This is a genomic window from Streptomyces sp. NRRL S-87, from assembly GCF_000719335.1.
GTDB lineage: Bacteria > Actinomycetota > Actinomycetes > Streptomycetales > Streptomycetaceae > Streptomyces.
Genome location: NZ_JOGB01000019.1, coordinates 83,745 through 98,602, shown reverse-complemented (window position 1 = coordinate 98,602; position 14,858 = coordinate 83,745). Strand labels below are relative to the sequence as shown.

At 75.0% G+C, this 14,858-nt stretch carries 11 protein-coding genes and 2 pseudogenes; 2 read left to right on the top strand and 11 right to left on the bottom strand.

Features of this window, described 5'->3' with window-relative positions:
• Positions 1 to 125: 125 nt before the first annotated feature.
• The 3 genes from IF43_RS0114305 to bldG form a co-directional block, all read right to left on the bottom strand.
• Positions 126 to 2,549, bottom strand: a complete 2,424-nt coding sequence (locus IF43_RS0114305; RefSeq protein ID WP_030199605.1) for a sodium-translocating pyrophosphatase — start codon at positions 2,547 to 2,549, stop codon at positions 126 to 128.
• 625 nt (positions 2,550 to 3,174) lie between these two features.
• Complete coding sequence (locus tag IF43_RS0114300) at positions 3,175 to 3,600, bottom strand: ATP-binding protein (protein ID WP_030199601.1); 426 nt, start codon at positions 3,598 to 3,600, stop codon at positions 3,175 to 3,177.
• A gap of 84 nt (positions 3,601 to 3,684) precedes the next feature.
• Positions 3,685 to 4,026, bottom strand: coding sequence for an anti-sigma factor antagonist BldG (bldG, locus tag IF43_RS0114295; protein ID WP_030199598.1), 342 nt, complete (start codon positions 4,024 to 4,026; stop codon positions 3,685 to 3,687).
• Between the two features lie 81 nt (positions 4,027 to 4,107).
• Between bldG and IF43_RS0114290 the strand changes: the two are divergent.
• Positions 4,108 to 6,562, top strand: a pseudogene (locus IF43_RS0114290) (DEAD/DEAH box helicase).
• Here the strand turns inward: IF43_RS0114290 and IF43_RS0114285 are convergent.
• The 7 genes and pseudogenes from IF43_RS0114285 to ssd all read right to left on the bottom strand — a co-directional run bounded on the left by IF43_RS0114285 (position 6,528) and on the right by ssd (position 12,197).
• Positions 6,528 to 7,004 carry an Rv3654c family TadE-like protein gene (locus IF43_RS0114285; RefSeq protein WP_063753333.1) on the bottom strand — a complete coding sequence of 159 codons (477 nt, stop codon included), beginning with the start codon at positions 7,002 to 7,004 and terminating at the stop codon, positions 6,528 to 6,530. The pseudogene IF43_RS0114290 and the gene IF43_RS0114285 sit on opposite strands and share 35 nt — an antisense overlap.
• Positions 7,001 to 7,393: a TadE family type IV pilus minor pilin gene (locus IF43_RS0114280; RefSeq protein ID WP_037888516.1), complete on the bottom strand. Its 393-nt coding sequence runs from the start codon at positions 7,391 to 7,393 to the stop codon at positions 7,001 to 7,003. Before IF43_RS0114280 ends, IF43_RS0114285 begins: the two co-directional genes overlap by 4 nt.
• A complete protein-coding gene (locus IF43_RS0114275; protein ID WP_030199591.1) occupies positions 7,380 to 7,592 on the bottom strand; it encodes a DUF4244 domain-containing protein in 213 nt (70 codons plus the stop codon). The genes IF43_RS0114280 and IF43_RS0114275 overlap by 14 nt, the downstream gene beginning before the upstream one ends.
• Before the next feature lie 132 nt (positions 7,593 to 7,724).
• Positions 7,725 to 8,543, bottom strand: coding sequence for a type II secretion system F family protein (locus IF43_RS39410; RefSeq protein WP_078910146.1), 819 nt, complete (start codon positions 8,541 to 8,543; stop codon positions 7,725 to 7,727).
• Positions 8,540 to 9,040, bottom strand: a pseudogene (locus IF43_RS43700) (type II secretion system F family protein); the annotation flags it as partial. The pseudogene IF43_RS43700 and the gene IF43_RS39410, both read right to left, overlap by 4 nt.
• Before the next feature lie 884 nt (positions 9,041 to 9,924).
• On the bottom strand, positions 9,925 to 11,070 hold the full coding sequence (locus IF43_RS0114260) for a TadA family conjugal transfer-associated ATPase (protein WP_030199582.1): 1,146 nt from the start codon (positions 11,068 to 11,070) through the stop codon (positions 9,925 to 9,927).
• Complete coding sequence (gene ssd / locus IF43_RS0114255) at positions 11,067 to 12,197, bottom strand: septum site-determining protein Ssd (protein WP_051795329.1); 1,131 nt, start codon at positions 12,195 to 12,197, stop codon at positions 11,067 to 11,069. The genes IF43_RS0114260 and ssd overlap by 4 nt, the downstream gene beginning before the upstream one ends.
• A gap of 561 nt (positions 12,198 to 12,758) precedes the next feature.
• On the opposite strand from ssd, the gene IF43_RS0114250 reads away from it, so the two are divergent.
• Positions 12,759 to 13,619 carry an HAD family phosphatase gene (locus tag IF43_RS0114250; RefSeq protein ID WP_030199577.1) on the top strand — a complete coding sequence of 287 codons (861 nt, stop codon included), beginning with the start codon at positions 12,759 to 12,761 and terminating at the stop codon, positions 13,617 to 13,619.
• A 395-nt stretch (positions 13,620 to 14,014) separates the two neighbouring features.
• On the opposite strand, the gene IF43_RS0114245 is transcribed toward IF43_RS0114250, so the two are convergent.
• The gene (locus IF43_RS0114245; protein ID WP_030199574.1) at positions 14,015 to 14,845 is read right to left on the bottom strand and encodes a hypothetical protein; all 831 of its coding nucleotides are present in this window, start codon (positions 14,843 to 14,845) and stop codon (positions 14,015 to 14,017) included.
• Between the last annotated feature and the right edge of the window lie 13 nt (positions 14,846 to 14,858).

Here is a 14,858-nt window from a genome sequence, read left to right as displayed (position 1 = left end):
AAGGCTCTCTCGGCCCCGGAAGATACACCCCGCACCTTGACGGGTGACGCGAAGCGGGCGGGCGGCGCGTCCGTACGCGCCGCCCGCCCGCTCGCAAAGCCCCTGCTGGGAGGGGGTGTCAGGGGTTACGAGGAGACCGCGGTGGCCGGGTCGACCTGCTGGCTCACCCGCTCCGCCGTCCCGCCGGCCGCCTCGCCGTCGGACTCCTCGTCGCCGACCGCGATGCCGCGGCGCTTGGAGACGTAGACCGCGCCGACGATGACGAGCAGCGCGACGGCGGCGACGACCGCCCGGACGCCGGCGTTCGCGTCGACCCCGTAGCTGAACTGGACGATCGCCGGGGCGATCAGCAGGGCCACCAGGTTCATGACCTTCAGCAGCGGGTTGATGGCCGGGCCGGCGGTGTCCTTGAACGGGTCGCCGACGGTGTCGCCGATGACGGTCGCGGCGTGGGCCTCGCTGCCCTTCCCGCCGTGGTGGCCGTCCTCGACGAGCTTCTTGGCGTTGTCCCAGGCGCCGCCGGAGTTGGCGAGGAACACCGCCATCAGGGTGCCGCAGCCGATGGCGCCCGCGAGGTACGAGCCGAGCGCGCCGACCCCGAGGACGAAGCCCACCGCGATGGGGGCCATGACCGCCAGCAGGCCCGGGGTGGCCAGCTCCCGCAGCGCGTCCTTGGTGCAGATGTCGACCACGCGGCCGTATTCGGGCTTCTCCGTGTAGTCCATGATCCCGGGGTGCTCGCGGAACTGCCGGCGCACCTCGAACACCACGGCGCCCGCGGACCGCGAGACGGCGTTGATCGCCAGCCCGGAGAAGAGGAAGACGACCGCGGCGCCGAGGATCAGGCCGACGAGGTTGTTGGGCTGCGAGATGTCCAGGCTCAGGCCCGACTCGCCGGCCTTGGCCGACACCTCCCTGACCGCGTTGGCGATGGCGTCGCGGTACGAGCCGAACAGCGCGGCCGCGGCCAGCACCGCGGTGGCGATGGCGATGCCCTTGGTGATGGCCTTGGTGGTGTTGCCGACGGCGTCGAGGTCGGTCAGGACCTGGGCGCCGGCGCCCTGGACGTCGCCGGACATCTCGGCGATGCCCTGGGCGTTGTCGGAGACGGGACCGAAGGTGTCCATGGCGACGATGACGCCGACGGTGGTCAGCAGCCCGGTGCCGGCGAGCGCGACGGCGAACAGCGCGAGCATGATCGAGGTGCCGCCGAGCAGGAACGCCCCGTACACGCCGAGACCGATGAGCAGCGCGGTGTAGACGGCGGACTCCAGGCCCACGGAGATGCCGGCGAGGACGACGGTGGCCGGGCCGGTCAGGGAGGTCTTGCCGATGTCCCGGACGGGGCGCCGGTTGGTCTCGGTGAAGTAGCCGGTGAGCTGCTGGATGAGGGCGGCGAGCACGATGCCGATGGCGACCGCGACGAGCGCGAGGATGCGCGGGTCGCCGCCGTGGGCGGTGATCGCGGACTCGGTGACGCCCTTGAGGTCCGCGTACGAGGACGGCAGGTAGGCGAAGACGGCGGCGGCGACCAGCGCCAGCGAGATCACGGCGGAGATGAAGAAGCCGCGGTTGATGGCGGTCATGCCGCTTCGGTCGGTGCGGCGGGGGGCCACGGCGAAGATGCCGATCATCGCGGTGATCACGCCGATGGCGGGCACGATCAGGGGGAACGCCAGACCGGCGTCGCCGAAGGCGGCCTTGCCGAGGATCAGGGCGGCGACCAGCGTGACGGCGTACGACTCGAAGAGGTCGGCCGCCATCCCCGCGCAGTCTCCGACGTTGTCGCCCACATTGTCGGCGATGGTCGCGGCATTGCGCGGATCGTCCTCCGGAATGCCCTGCTCGACCTTGCCGACCAGGTCGGCGCCGACGTCGGCGGCCTTCGTGAAGATGCCGCCGCCGACACGCATGAACATGGCGATGAGGGCGGCGCCGAGGCCGAAGCCCTCCAGCACCTTCGGCGCGTCCGCGGCGTAGACGAGGACCACGCAGGAAGCGCCGAGGAGGCCCAGGCCGACGGTGAACATGCCGACCACGCCGCCGGTGCGGAAAGCGATCTTCATCGCCTTGTGCGAGACGGCGGTGAGGTCCTTTTCGGGTTCGCCTTCGCCGGGAGTGGCCTCCCGCGCGGCGGCGGCGACGCGGACATTCGCGCGGACCGCGAGCCGCATGCCGACGTATCCGGTGATCGCCGAGAAGACCGCACCGATCAGGAAGAAGGCGGAACGCCCGGCGCGCTGCGACCAGTTGTCGGCGGGAAGCATGAAGAGCAGGAAGAAGACCACCACGGCGAATACGCCGAGGGTGCGCAGTTGCCGGCCGAGATAGGCGTTGGCGCCTTCCTGGACCGCGGCCGCGATCTTCTTCATGTTGTCGGTGCCCTCGTCGGCCGCGAGCACCTGGCGCACCAGGAGCTGGGCCACCACGAGGGCGGCCAGCGCGACGGCCGCGATGACGTACACGATGAGCCGGTTGTCATCCGTGAGTACCGCCGCCGCGAGCCCGGCGGTACGGGCTGGCTCGAGAGGGGTGAAGAGCCCCGTCATTCGTCCTCCTTGACGTGAAGAGCTCAAAAGATGTGGACGGATTGTAGGGAGCGCCACCCGATCAAAACAGTACGCGGGAAACGGAATTGGCCTCCTCTCCCTCCTCAGCAAATGATCGCGTCACGCCATTACGCTCGAAAGCGGTAATGGGGCAAACACATTGACGGTTGGTCAATGATCTAGGTAAATGAAAAAGGCCCTGCTCAGCAGGGCCTGAATAATGATCGGGAAGTCTGAGGAGTTCGCGGCCCTCGGAAGGGCCGGGTACGGCCGCGACGGCGCCGGCGTCCGCCGTTCGGGGCGGCCCGGTACTCGAAGTCGGCGGACTCGACACCCCGCTCGCGTGGCCGGGCCGGCGACGCCGGCCGGGGCCGTGCGGTCCACACGGCGCAGGGCGGCACACGGCGCGGGGCTGTGGCAGCGCGTACGGCCCGGCGGCGTACGGTGCCGGCATGTCGGCGTACGGCGTAGTGGCGTACGGCGCGGGCGCCACGTACGGCGTAGGGGGCGTACGGCGCGAACAGGGCGGCGTAGGGCCGCGTGCGTGCCGTAGGCACGCCTGGAGCCCGCACACCCCGACCGGCAACCGCCCGGGAGCCCGGGCACCGCGGGGCGGCGGGCGGGCTCAGGCCGGGTGGAGCTCGGCGTCCGCGGGGGTGGGCCAGCTCATGCGGATGACCCCGCCGGAGGCGTCGCGGGTGACCTCGACGTCGTCGACGAGCCCGCTGATGACGGCGAGGCCCATCTCGTCCTCGTCCTCGGCGTCGGCCTCGGCGGCGCCGCCACCGGCTCCGCCGGGGCCGGGCAGCTCGTCGCCGACCTCGATGGAGAACACCTTCTCCTCGTCCGTCAGCACGACCCTCACGGGCGCGGTCACACCGGCACTGCGGTGCAGCCCGACGGCACGGGAGCACGCCTCGCCGACCGCGAGCCTGACCTCGTCCAGCACGGCCTCCTCGACCCCGGCCCGGCGCGCCACGGCGGCCGCGACCAGGCGGGCCGTGCGGACGTGCTCCGGCTGGGCGCTGAAACGGAGTTCAACGGTGGCCATGTGGTCCCCCTCGGACGTACGGCGTGCTGTACAGGGGCTCGGGCCTGCACGGCCCGATGCCCCCGCTGCTGAATCCGGGTGAGGTCAGTCGGTGGCGTTGACCGCGTCCTCCACCGTGGTGTGGATGGGGAACACCTTGGTCAGGCCGGTGATGCGGAAGATCTTCAGGATGCGCTCCTGATTGCAGACCAGCCGCAGCGAGCCCTCGTGTGCGCGGACGCGCTTGAGGCCGCCCACCAGCACGCCGAGACCGGTGGAGTCGAGGAAGTCCACCCCCTCCATGTCGACCACGAGGTGGTAGCTGCCGTCGTTCACCAACTCGACCAACTGCTCGCGCAGCTTGGGCGCGGTATACACATCAATCTCGCCACCGACCGCGACGACCGTGCGGTCACCGACAGTGCGGGTCGACAGGGACAGGTCCACGGATCCTCCAGCACCTTGCTATCGAGCGGTGCCCCCCAGGGGCCTCCCCATCCGAAGGTAGGGGACGGATTGGCAGCCGCGATGGCATTCAATCACTTACCGGCAGGCGCGCACGACGCCTTCGGACCCATTGTCCCGCATGCCGGTGACACACTCAGTTCCAATGGCCAGTACTCACCGCCCCGGTCGCCGCACGGCAGCCGCGCCCACACGACCCGCCCCCGGCACGGTTCTCGACCGGCTCTCAAGGGGGCCGGGCCGCGCTGATCGCATCACCCATACGGAGCATCTGCCCCCTCGGGAGGGCCGTCATGCCGTCTGGCCGGACCGCATTCGAACAGACGTCGTCGCGGCCATCCAGGCGTGCGGGATCGAGCACCCCTGGGCCCACCAGGCGGAGGCCGCCGAGCACGCCCTGGACGGCGAGTCCGTGGTCGTGGCGACCGGTACCGCCTCGGGCAAGTCGCTGGCCTACCTGGCACCCGTCCTGTCGGCCCTGGCGGACGGCGCCGGCGCGCCGAACGGCCGCGGCGCCACCGCCCTGTACCTGGCGCCCACCAAGGCGCTGGCGGCCGACCAGCGGCGCGCCGTGGCCGCCCTGGCGGCCCCGCTGGGCACCGCGGTCCGGCCGGCCGTCTACGACGGGGACACGCCCGTCGAGGAACGCGAATGGGTGCGCCAGTACGCCAACTACGTCCTGACCAACCCCGACATGCTCCACCGGGGCCTGCTGCCGGCCCATCCCCGCTGGTCCTCCTTCCTGCGCGCGTTGCGCTACGTGGTCATCGACGAGTGCCACAGCTACCGGGGCGTGTTCGGCTCCCACGTCGCCCAGGTCCTGCGCCGGCTGCGCCGCCTGTGCGCCCGGTACGGCGCCGATCCGGTGTTCCTGCTCGCCTCGGCCACCGCCAGTGAGCCCGCGGTGGCCGCGAGTCGCCTGACCGGCGTCCCGGTCACCGAGGTCACCGACGACGCCTCCCCGCGGGGCGAGGTGGTCTTCGCCCTGTGGGAGCCGCCGCTGACCGAGATGGTGGGCGAGAAGGGCGCGCCGGTCCGCCGCACCGCCACCGCCGAGACCGCCGAGCTCCTCACCGACCTGGCCGTGCAGGGGGTCCGCACGGTGGCCTTCATCCGGTCCCGGCGCGGCGCCGAGCTCATCGCCCTGATCGCCCAGGAGCGGCTGGCGGAGGTGGACCGCTCGCTGGCCCGGCGGGTGGCCGCGTACCGGGGCGGCTACCTGCCGGAGGAGCGCCGGGCCCTGGAGCGCGCCCTGCACTCCGGCGAGCTGCTGGGCCTGGCCGCCACCACCGCGCTGGAGCTGGGCGTGGACGTCTCGGGCCTGGACGCCGTCCTGATCGCCGGGTACCCCGGTACCCGGGCCTCCCTGTGGCAGCAGGCGGGGCGGGCCGGCCGGTCCGGCCAGGGGGCCCTGGCCGTGCTGGTCGCGCGCGACGACCCGCTGGACACGTACCTCGTCCACCACCCCGAGGCGCTGTTCCGGCAGCCCGTCGAGGCCACCGTGCTGGACCCCGACAACCCGTACGTGCTGGCGCCCCACCTGTGCGCGGCGGCCGCCGAGCTGCCGCTGACCGAGGCGGACCTGGCCCTGTTCGGCCCCGCCACCAGGGACCTGATGCCGCAGCTGGAGGCCGCGCGGCTGCTGCGGCGGCGGTCCACGGCCTGGCACTGGACGCGTCGCGAACGGGCCTCGGACCTCACCGACATCCGCGGCGGGGGCGGTCGCCCCGTGCAGATCGTGGAGGCCGCGACCGGGCGCCTGCTGGGCACGGTCGACGAGTCCGCCGCCCACTCCGCCGTCCACGACGGTGCGGTCCACCTGCACCAGGGCCGCACCTACCTGGTGAAGCACCTGGACCTGGATGACTCCGTCGCCCTGGTCGAGGAGGCGAGCCCGCCGTTCTCGACCACCGCGCGGGACACCACGTCCATCTCCGTGCTGGAGACCGAGACCGAGATCCCCTGGGGGGACGCCCGGCTCTGCTACGGGTCGGTCGAGGTCACCAACCAGGTGGTCTCGTACCTGCGCCGCAAGCTGATCACCGGTGAGGTCCTGGGCGAGGCCAAGCTGGACCTGCCGCCCCGCACCCTGCGCACGCGGGCCGTGTGGTGGACGGTCACCGAGGACCAGCTCGACGCCGCCCGGATCAACCCGGAGATCCTCGGCGGCGCCCTGCACGCCGCCGAGCACGCCTCCATCGGCCTCCTCCCGCTGTTCGCCACCTGCGACCGCTGGGACATCGGCGGCGTCTCCGTGCCGCTGCATCCCGACACCCTCCTTCCGACGGTCTTCGTGTACGACGGCCACCCGGGCGGCGCCGGGTTCGCCGAGCGCGCCTTCCGCACCGCCCACGCCTGGCTCACCGCCACCCGCGAGGCCATCGCCGCCTGCGAGTGCGAGGCGGGCTGCCCCTCCTGCATCCAGTCCCCCAAGTGCGGCAACGGCAACGACCCCCTCCACAAGCGGGGCGCCGTCCGCCTCCTCACGGAACTCCTCTCCGCGGCGCCGCCCCCCTGACGGGCGGCCCGGCCCCCGGGCGTCCAGGGGGTGGCAGGACCCTCCTCTTCGGCCCGTACCGGTCCCGTTCGCCGACGTAGGGCCGAACGGGTGACCGGCCCGCCTCCGGAAGGGCCTCCGGGGGGCCCGCACGGGCCCGGACGACGGGTGCGTACGGCCCCAGGGCGACGCCGGCCGTCACCTCGACCACCTCGCCCGGGGCGGAGCAGGCGGTGAGCTCGGCGCCCTGGGCACGGGCCACCCGCCGGGCCGCCGCGCAGGCGCCCGGCTCGCCGCCCTTCCAGGTGGCGGCGGCCGCGAGGGCCGCCAGGTCCGCCGCGGCGCCCGCCCGGTGCCGGGCCACCACGGCCTGGCCGAGGGCGAGCACGCCCCCGAACACGGCGCACAGCACCCCGGCCGCCACGACCGCCCACACGGTCGCCGACCCCCGGTCCCGGTTCACGGCGCCTCCTCCGTACCGGGGCCGCCGACCGCGTCCTCCGCCAGGGCCACGGCCCCGGCGCCGACCCGCACCGGCAGGATCCCCGGCCCGGGTGCGGGCGCCTCCACCCGCACCCGCCAGAGGTCCCCGTCCCGCACGAGCTCGACCCGCGCCCCGTCGGGAGCCGCTGCCCGGGCGGCGGCCACGGCCGCCCCGGGCGGCTCCGACCGGGCGGCTGCCCGGGCCCCCGCCCTGGCCGCGTCCACACAGCGGATCTGCGCGCCCGCGGCCATGAGGGCCCAGACGAGCAGCGCCGCGAAGAGCACCAGCGCGGGCAGGACGAGGGCCGCCTCGGCCGTGACGTACCCGCGGTCGGCCCGCGCGCCGACCGCTCCCTCAGAACGGCGCATCGAGGGCCTTCCCGATCGTCGCGGCGATCGCGGACGACACCGTGTCGCTGGTGACCACCTTGTAGAGCACCACCGCGAACGCGGCCGCCGCGATCGTGCCCATGGCGTACTCGGCGGTGGTCATGCCCGCTTCCCGTCGCCCTCGCCGCAGCGCCGCCCGCACGCGCCGCCCGATCCACGTCCGCTGCCAGATCTTCATGTCGTAACTCCCTTTCGTTCGAGATGGGTTGTTCGGAAGTACCGGTGGTCTTCCGGTACGCCGTCGGCGGCGGCCCGCGCCCGCGGAGCCCGGGAGAGGCCGGGCCGGCTCCGGCGGGGGCCGGTCGCGCGGTCAGCGGGAGGCGAGCAGGCCCGACGCGAGGCCGATCACCACCGGAGCCACGCCGACCGCGAGGAAGGCCGGCAGGAAGCACAGGCCCACCGGGGCCGTGATCACCACCGCGGCACGCTGGGCCCGGGCGACGGCGGCCCGGGAACGCTCCTCCCGGAGCCCCGCGGCCAGCCGGGACACCAGCTCGGCGGCGGGCGCCCCCGTCCTGGCCGCGCGCTCCAGGCAGGCGGCCAGCGGCCGGGCCCCCGGTATCAGCGCGAGCCTCCCCCACGCCTCGCGCGGGTCGCCGCCCAGCCGCACCTCGGCCCCGGCTCGGGCGAGGCACTCCCCCACGGGGCCGCCCAACGACTCGCCGACCACCTCCGCCGCCTCGCGCGGTCCCGCTCCGGCGGTCAGGCAGGCGGCCAGCAGATCGGCGGCGAGCGGCAGTTGGGCCTCCGCCTCCTGTGCAAGGGAACGGCCGCCCCTCCGACCGCTCCCGCGCCCCGGCCACCACCCCCCGCCCGGCCGCGCGGAGCCGACCGGCGGCCACCGTCCCCCCAGGCGCCGCCCGCGACCCGCCCGCCACGGTCCCCGGGGCCTCCTGGCCGCGAACGCCACCGGCCTGCCCGCGCCGGGAGCCCCCGGACCCGACTCCACCGGGGCCGGCTCCCCCGACGGGCCTCCCCCGCCCCCGCGCGCCAGCAGCCGCTCGAGCCGGCGGCGCGTGCCGCGCTCGCGGATCCGCGCCGTGAGCAGGCCGGTCAGGGCCGTGCCACCCGCCGCGAAGGCCGCGTACTCGCCGAGCGTCCCCAGGCTGTTGACGAACTCCGCCGTCATGGTCGTTCCCCCGTCCGTACGATCCGTCGGACCCAGCACAGGCCGAGCCCCTCCAGCAGCAGGCCCGTCAGCAGGCAGCCCAGCCCCGCGGGCGAGTGCAGCAGCACGCGCAGCGGATCGGCCCCGAGCGCGCTCCCCATCAGCACACCCGCCACCGGAAGGACCGCCAGCACGACCGCCGTCGCACGCGCCCCCGCCAACTGGGCGTGCAGGGCGGCCCGCTGGTCCCGCTCGGCCCGCAACCCCCTTTCCAGGCGGTCGAGTCCGGCCGCGAGACCGGCACCGCCGTCCACCGCGACCCGCCAGCAGGCGGCCATCCCGGCCAGCCCCTCCGCTCCGGGCGCCCCGGCGGCCGCCCGCAGCGCACCCGGCACGTCCCCGCCGAATGCGGCCGCCGCCAGGACGGCCAACTCGGCGCCGTCGTCCGGGTCCGCTCCCCGACGGTGCCGGACGGCCGCGGGCCCCCGGGGGCGCCGCCCGACCAGGTGCGCGACGGCCGGACCGCCCGCCGGCCCCGCCGGCCCCGACCGGCCCGCTACGACCGGCCGGCCCGCGCCCGAGAGCGCCCGCCGAGGCCACAGGGCCACCGCCCACCGACCCGAATTTGGCCGAAACCGATCGCCCCAGCCGGTCACGACGCCACGGGCGGGTCCACCTCCGCCCCCGGAGCCGGGCACCGAGCCCCTGACCACCGCCGAGACCTCCTCGGAGCGACCGGGGACCCCACCCGCGCCGCGAGCAGCGCCACCCCCGGAACCGCCACCGACACCCACGGGCCGCGCGAATCCGCCCACCCCCTGGACGGGGTCACCGACCGAGCCGGTACGACCGACACCCCGAGACCCCCCGCCCGCACCCGCACGGGCCCCGGCACCGGCACCACCCCGCAGCGCCCCGCCCGACCCGAACCCGGACCCCGGCCCCGGGTCGTCCGGCGTGCCGGGATCCCGAGACCGGTCAGTACCGACCGGCGCCGCACAGGAACGGAAGGCGGCCGTGAGGGCCTGGCCCGGGTGTGCACCGGACCGCAGTTCGGCGGCCGCGGCCGCGCAGAGGGCGATGACGCGGGCCCCGCGTGCGGCGCGCTCGCGCTCCGCCTCCCGGGTCCGCAGCCAGCGGCGCGCCAGCGGCACCGCCAGCACCCCCGCGCACACCGGCAGCGGAGACCGCCCGGCCCCGCCGACCAGCAGGCCCGCACCCAGACAGGCCCACTCGCGCCGCCCCCTCAACCAGCTCCCTGCCACGGCCGGCCACCGGTGCCACGAGGCCCGCTCCGGCGGGCCGCCCCCGAAGAGCCACCGCGCGCGCTCGGGCAGCGGCCGGCGCGCCGCCGGCAGCCAGACGGCCAGGCCCGCGCACACCAGGGCGGCCGCCCACCCGGTCATCGCAGACCTCCCAGCATCGGCCGCAGCCGCTCCCAGCCCGGCTCGCGGACGAACCCCCGGGCCGCCCAGCGCAGTGCGGGCAGCGTGACGACCAGACCTGCCGGGTCCCGCTCGAGGACGTGCACCTCCGCCACCCGCCGGCGCCCCTCCCGGTCCCGCACCAGGTGCACGACCACCGACAGGGCGGCCGCCAACTGGCTGTGCAGGGCGGCCCGGTCGAGCCCCGCAGCCGTACCGAGGGCCTCCAACCGGGCGGGGACGTGCGCCGCGGCGTTCGCGTGCACGGTCCCGCAGCCGGCATGGCCGGTGTTGAGGGCGGCGAGGAGGTCGGCGGCCTCGGCCCCGCGCACCTCGCCCACCACCAGCCGGTCCGGCCGCATCCGCAGCGCCTGCCGGACCAGGTCGGCCAGGGTCACCAGGCCCGCCCCCTCCTGGTTGGCCGGCCGGGTCTCCAGGCGGACCACGTGCGGGTGGTCCGGCCGCAGCTCGGCGGAGTCCTCGGCGAGCACGATCCGCTCGCCCGGCCCCACCAGTCCCAGCAGCGAGCTCAGCAGGGTGGTCTTGCCGGAACCGGTCCCGCCGGACACGAGGAAGGACACCCGGGCCTCCACGAGGGCCCGCAGGATCCGCGCCCCGCCCGGCGGCAGCGTCCCCGCCTCCGCCAACTCCTCCAAGGTGAACGCCCGGTGGCGCACCACCCGCAGCGACAGGCAGGCCGAGCCCACCGCGACCGGGGGCAGCACCGCGTGCACCCGCGTACCGTCCGGCAGCCGGGCGTCCACCCACGGCCGGGCGTCGTCGAGCCGTCGGCCGGCGACCGCGGCCAGCCGCTGGGCGAGCCGCCGCACCGCGTCCGCGTCGGGGAACGCCACCCGCGTCAGCTCCAGCCCGCCGCCGCGGTCCACCCAGACCCGGTCCGGGCCGGCCACCAGGACGTCCGTCACGTCCGGGTCCGCCAGCAGCGGCTCCAGGGGGCCGGCGCCCACCAGCTCGGAGCGCAGCTCACGGGCGGCCCCCAGCACCTCCGCGTCCCCCAGCAGCCGCCCCTGGGCCCGCAGGGCGGCCGCCACCCGGGCCGGTGTGGGATCCGCGCCGCTCTCCGCGAGCCGTTGGCGCACGGCGTCCAGCAGTCCGGTGCTCATCCCGCACCTCCGCCGACCAGGGCCCGCTCCCAGAACCCGGCACTGAACCGGGCCAGCGGCCCCCGCGCCCGCGCACCGGGCGGCTCGCCCGGCTCCTGCTCCAGACCGGCCTCGGCCGGGACCTCCCCCGCCAGCGGCAGCTCCAGCAGGCCGGCGACGGCCGGCGGGTCGAGCCCCGGCGGGCAGGGCCCCCGGACCACCACCCGCAGGTCGCGCGCCACCGTCCCGGCGGCCCCGGCGACCCGGCTCGCCGCGGCCACCGCCCGCAGCTCGGCCGGCACCACCAGCAGCACGAGGTCGAGCTGGGCCAGCGCCTCCGCCACCCCCTCGTCGACCCGGCGCGGCAGGTCCACCACCACGACCCCGCCCCGCCGACGCGCAGCGGCCAGCACCGAGCGCATGGCCGTGGGCGGCACCACCACCCGGTCCCCGCGGTCCCAGCTGAGCACCCTCAGGGCGTGCAGCTCCGGAAGGGACTCCTCCAGGGCCCCGGCGGCGACCCGGCCCCGCGAGCCCGCGAGGTCCGGCCAGCGCAGGCCCTCGGCGTGCTCGCCGCCGAGCAGGACGTCGAGGCCGCCGCCCATCGGGTCCCCGTCGATCAGCATCGTCCGCTCGCCCGCCCGGGCGGCTCCCACCGCCAGCGCGCAGGCCAGCGTGGACGCCCCGGCCCCGCCGCGGCCGCCGATGACGCCGACGGCCAGGGCCTGCCGGCCGACGCCCTCCGCCACGTCCGCGATCCGGTCGACGAGCCAGGACTCGGTGTCGGGCAGGCGCAGTACCTGCTCGGCACCGATCTCCACCCCGGCCTGCCACACCCACGGGTCGTCCTGCTCCCGGCCGACCAGGAAGACCCCGGGACGGCGGGGAGCGCCCCGTACCCGCCCGGCCGCGTCGTCCCCGACCAGAACCAGCGGGGCCGTCTCCCAGGCCGTCCGGTCCGCCGCCGAGGGGCCCGGCGGCCCTCCGCTTTGCTCCGGCACCGAGTGGTGCACCCGGGGCTCGGCCCCTGCGGCCGCGCACAGCCGCAGCAGGTCGTCGAGCAGCTCCGGGTCCTCGGTGATGATCAGGGGCGCGCCCCCGCGGTCGGGGTCGTACGCCCGGAACCCGCCCTCTGCCCGGTTCTGCACCGGCCCGACGCCGCCCCGGACCCCCGTCCTGGTCGACACCTCCGTACGGACCCCGCCCGCCGACCGCACCTCACGTCGTTCCCGCGCCTCGCGCGACTTCGTTCCGGCCACGATCTCCGCCCCCTTCTCGCAGCAAATCCCACCACCGCGGACTTCGCGGTCGGAATCACCGTGCAGCGATCGGGAAAAAGATGTGGATCTTGCTCGAAAACTGTGGACAACCCCCCACCTGTGAATAACTCGTTCACCCATTCCGGCGTGTTCCACTGCGCGGTGGAACCACTACGGACCGTCACGAGTCCAGAAGGGTGAAGAGGGGGACGCGAGGAAGCCCGAGCGGCAGCGGGGAGTTGAAATCGATCGCACCGGATCGGGGGAACGGACGAAAATGCGTCCGGACATGCGACGACCCCCGCCGGGGGGGAGAGCGGGGGTCGTCCCCACGGCCGACTCGGGGGGGGAGGAGTCGGACCGGGTTAGCACGGTCGCGAACGATCCGTGACTTCCATGGTGTACCCGAGAGCCTTCTCAAGCAAACCCACGCGCCCCACCTTACGCCGAATGGTGGGCGCATATGCTCGGGGCGTGGAAAACCACTCCTTGCCCCGCACGGCCGCCTTCTTCGACCTGGACAAGACGGTCATTGCGAAGTCCAGCACGCTGACCTTCAGCAAGTCCTTCTACCAGGGCGGCCTCATCAACCGCCGCGCCGTGCTGCGGACCGCCTACTCGCAGTTCGTGTTCCTGGCCGGCGGCGCCGACCACGACCAGATGGAGCGGATGCGGGAGTACCTGTCCGCCCTCTGCAAGGGCTGGAACGTCCAGCAGGTCAAGGAGATCGTCGCGGAGACGCTGCACGATCTCATCGACCCGATCATCTACGACGAGGCCGCCTCCCTCATCGAGGAGCACCACACCGCGGGCCGCGACGTCGTGATCGTCTCGACGTCCGGGGCCGAAGTGGTCGAGCCGATCGGCGAGATGCTCGGCGCCGACCGCGTGGTCGCCACCCGCATGGTCGTGGGCGACGACGGGTGCTTCACGGGCGAGATCGAGTACTACGCCTACGGGCCGACCAAGGCCGAGGCGGTGCGCCAGCTCGCCGAGTCCGAGGGCTACGACCTGGCCCGCTGCTACGCGTACAGCGACTCGATCACGGACGTCCCGATGCTGGAGTCCGTCGGCCACCCGCACGCGGTCAACCCCGACCGGGCCCTGCGCCGCGAGGCCCTGTCCCGCGACTGGCCCGTGCTGGTGTTCAACCGGCCGGTGCGCCTCAAGCAGCGGCTGCCCGGCCTGTCGATGCCGGCCCGCCCCGCACTGGTCGCGGCGGCGGCCGTCGGCGCGGCCGCTGCCACGGCCGGCCTGGTCTGGTACGCGAGCCGGCGCCGCGCCGGCGCGCTGGCCGCGGCGACTTCCTGACAACGTGCGCCTGCATGCGGGCAGCACCTCGACGGAGGGCCTGGCCTGCGCGGACGCCGGCTGTCCGATTCGTGCCGACCGTCCGGAAAGGTAAAGAAAACGGGGTTAGGGGTTCCGCTTCACTCCCCGCAGAGGTACAAAGGATTCACGGCCCGCGAGACCGAAGAACATCCGAGAGGATCATCTTTAGAACGCAGGAAGGCCCCACGGACCGATTGCATGAACGCCGAGCACCCACGCGACGTCGACCCTTCGATTAAGGGCCGCCCGCACCAGGCAAGGGCAAAGTATCCCGGCCTGATGGGCACGTATCGAGGACGCTTGGTAACTGGGCGTGAATGCCAGCGGCGACACCAGAGCAGTACGGGTGTCGCCGCAACCCTGTGCGGGCCCCGTTACGCCGCGCCGCGCTGCAGCGCCTCGCAGACCGCCGTCGACTCCCGCATCCCGAGCTCGACCGCCCGCCCGCAGTGCGCGATCCAGGCGGCCATGCCGTCCGGGGTCCCGGAGACGTACCCGTCCAGCGCCGCACGGTAGGCGGCCGCGCCCAGCTCCGCGTGCCCGACCTCGGCCGGGCAGACGGCCTTGGGGTCCAGACCGCTGTTGATCAGCACGATGCGCTCGGCGGTCCGCGCCACCAGCCCGTTGTACGAACCGAACGGCCGCAGCGCGAGCAGCTCGCCGTGCACCACGGCGGCGGTCACGAGCGCCGGTGCCGAACTCCCCGCCATGACCAGGCCCGAGAGCCCGTCCAGCCGCCCCGCCACCTCGTCGGCCGCCGGCAGTGGCAGGTCCACCAGCGGCTCGACAACGGGCTCGCCCGCCAGTCGCGGCCGGCCGATGACGCCGTCGTCCGCCCCGGTGCCCGCGCCGCCGGCCGCCACCAGGTGCAGCCGCGCCAGCACGCGCAGCGGGGACTGCCGCCAGATGGTGAGCAGTTGGCCCGCCTCGGCCGTCAGCCGCAGCGCGGCGCCCACGGTGCGCGCCTCGTCGTCGCCGCCGAAGTCGGTGCGCCTCCGCACCTCTTCCAGCGCCCAGTCCGCCCCGGAGAGCGCTGCGTTGCCCCGCGCGCCGCGCAGCGCGGCCTCGGCGGTGATCTCCGCGCTGCGCCGCCGCATCACGCGGTGCCCGTAGACCCGGTCGACGGCCTTGCGCATGGATTCCACGGACTCGGCGACGCCGGGCAGCTGGGCCAGGGCGGCGAGCGGATCGGCTGACGTACTCATAAGTAGGGAGCCT

Coding starts and splice junctions, on each gene's coding strand:
- IF43_RS0114250 (WP_030199577.1), top strand. CDS start 12,759: ATGGTGGGCGCATATGCTCGGGGCGTGGAAAACCACTCCTTGCCCCGC.
- IF43_RS0114275 (WP_030199591.1), bottom strand. CDS start 7,592: ATGAAGATCTGGCAGCGGACGTGGATCGGGCGGCGCGTGCGGGCGGCG.
- IF43_RS0114260 (WP_030199582.1), bottom strand. CDS start 11,070: ATGAGCACCGGACTGCTGGACGCCGTGCGCCAACGGCTCGCGGAGAGC.
- IF43_RS0114305 (WP_030199605.1), bottom strand. CDS start 2,549: ATGACGGGGCTCTTCACCCCTCTCGAGCCAGCCCGTACCGCCGGGCTC.
- IF43_RS39410 (WP_078910146.1), bottom strand. CDS start 8,543: ATGACGGCGGAGTTCGTCAACAGCCTGGGGACGCTCGGCGAGTACGCG.
- IF43_RS0114245 (WP_030199574.1), bottom strand. CDS start 14,845: ATGAGTACGTCAGCCGATCCGCTCGCCGCCCTGGCCCAGCTGCCCGGC.
- IF43_RS0114300 (WP_030199601.1), bottom strand. CDS start 3,600: ATGGCCACCGTTGAACTCCGTTTCAGCGCCCAGCCGGAGCACGTCCGC.
- IF43_RS0114280 (WP_037888516.1), bottom strand. CDS start 7,393: ATGCGCCGTTCTGAGGGAGCGGTCGGCGCGCGGGCCGACCGCGGGTAC.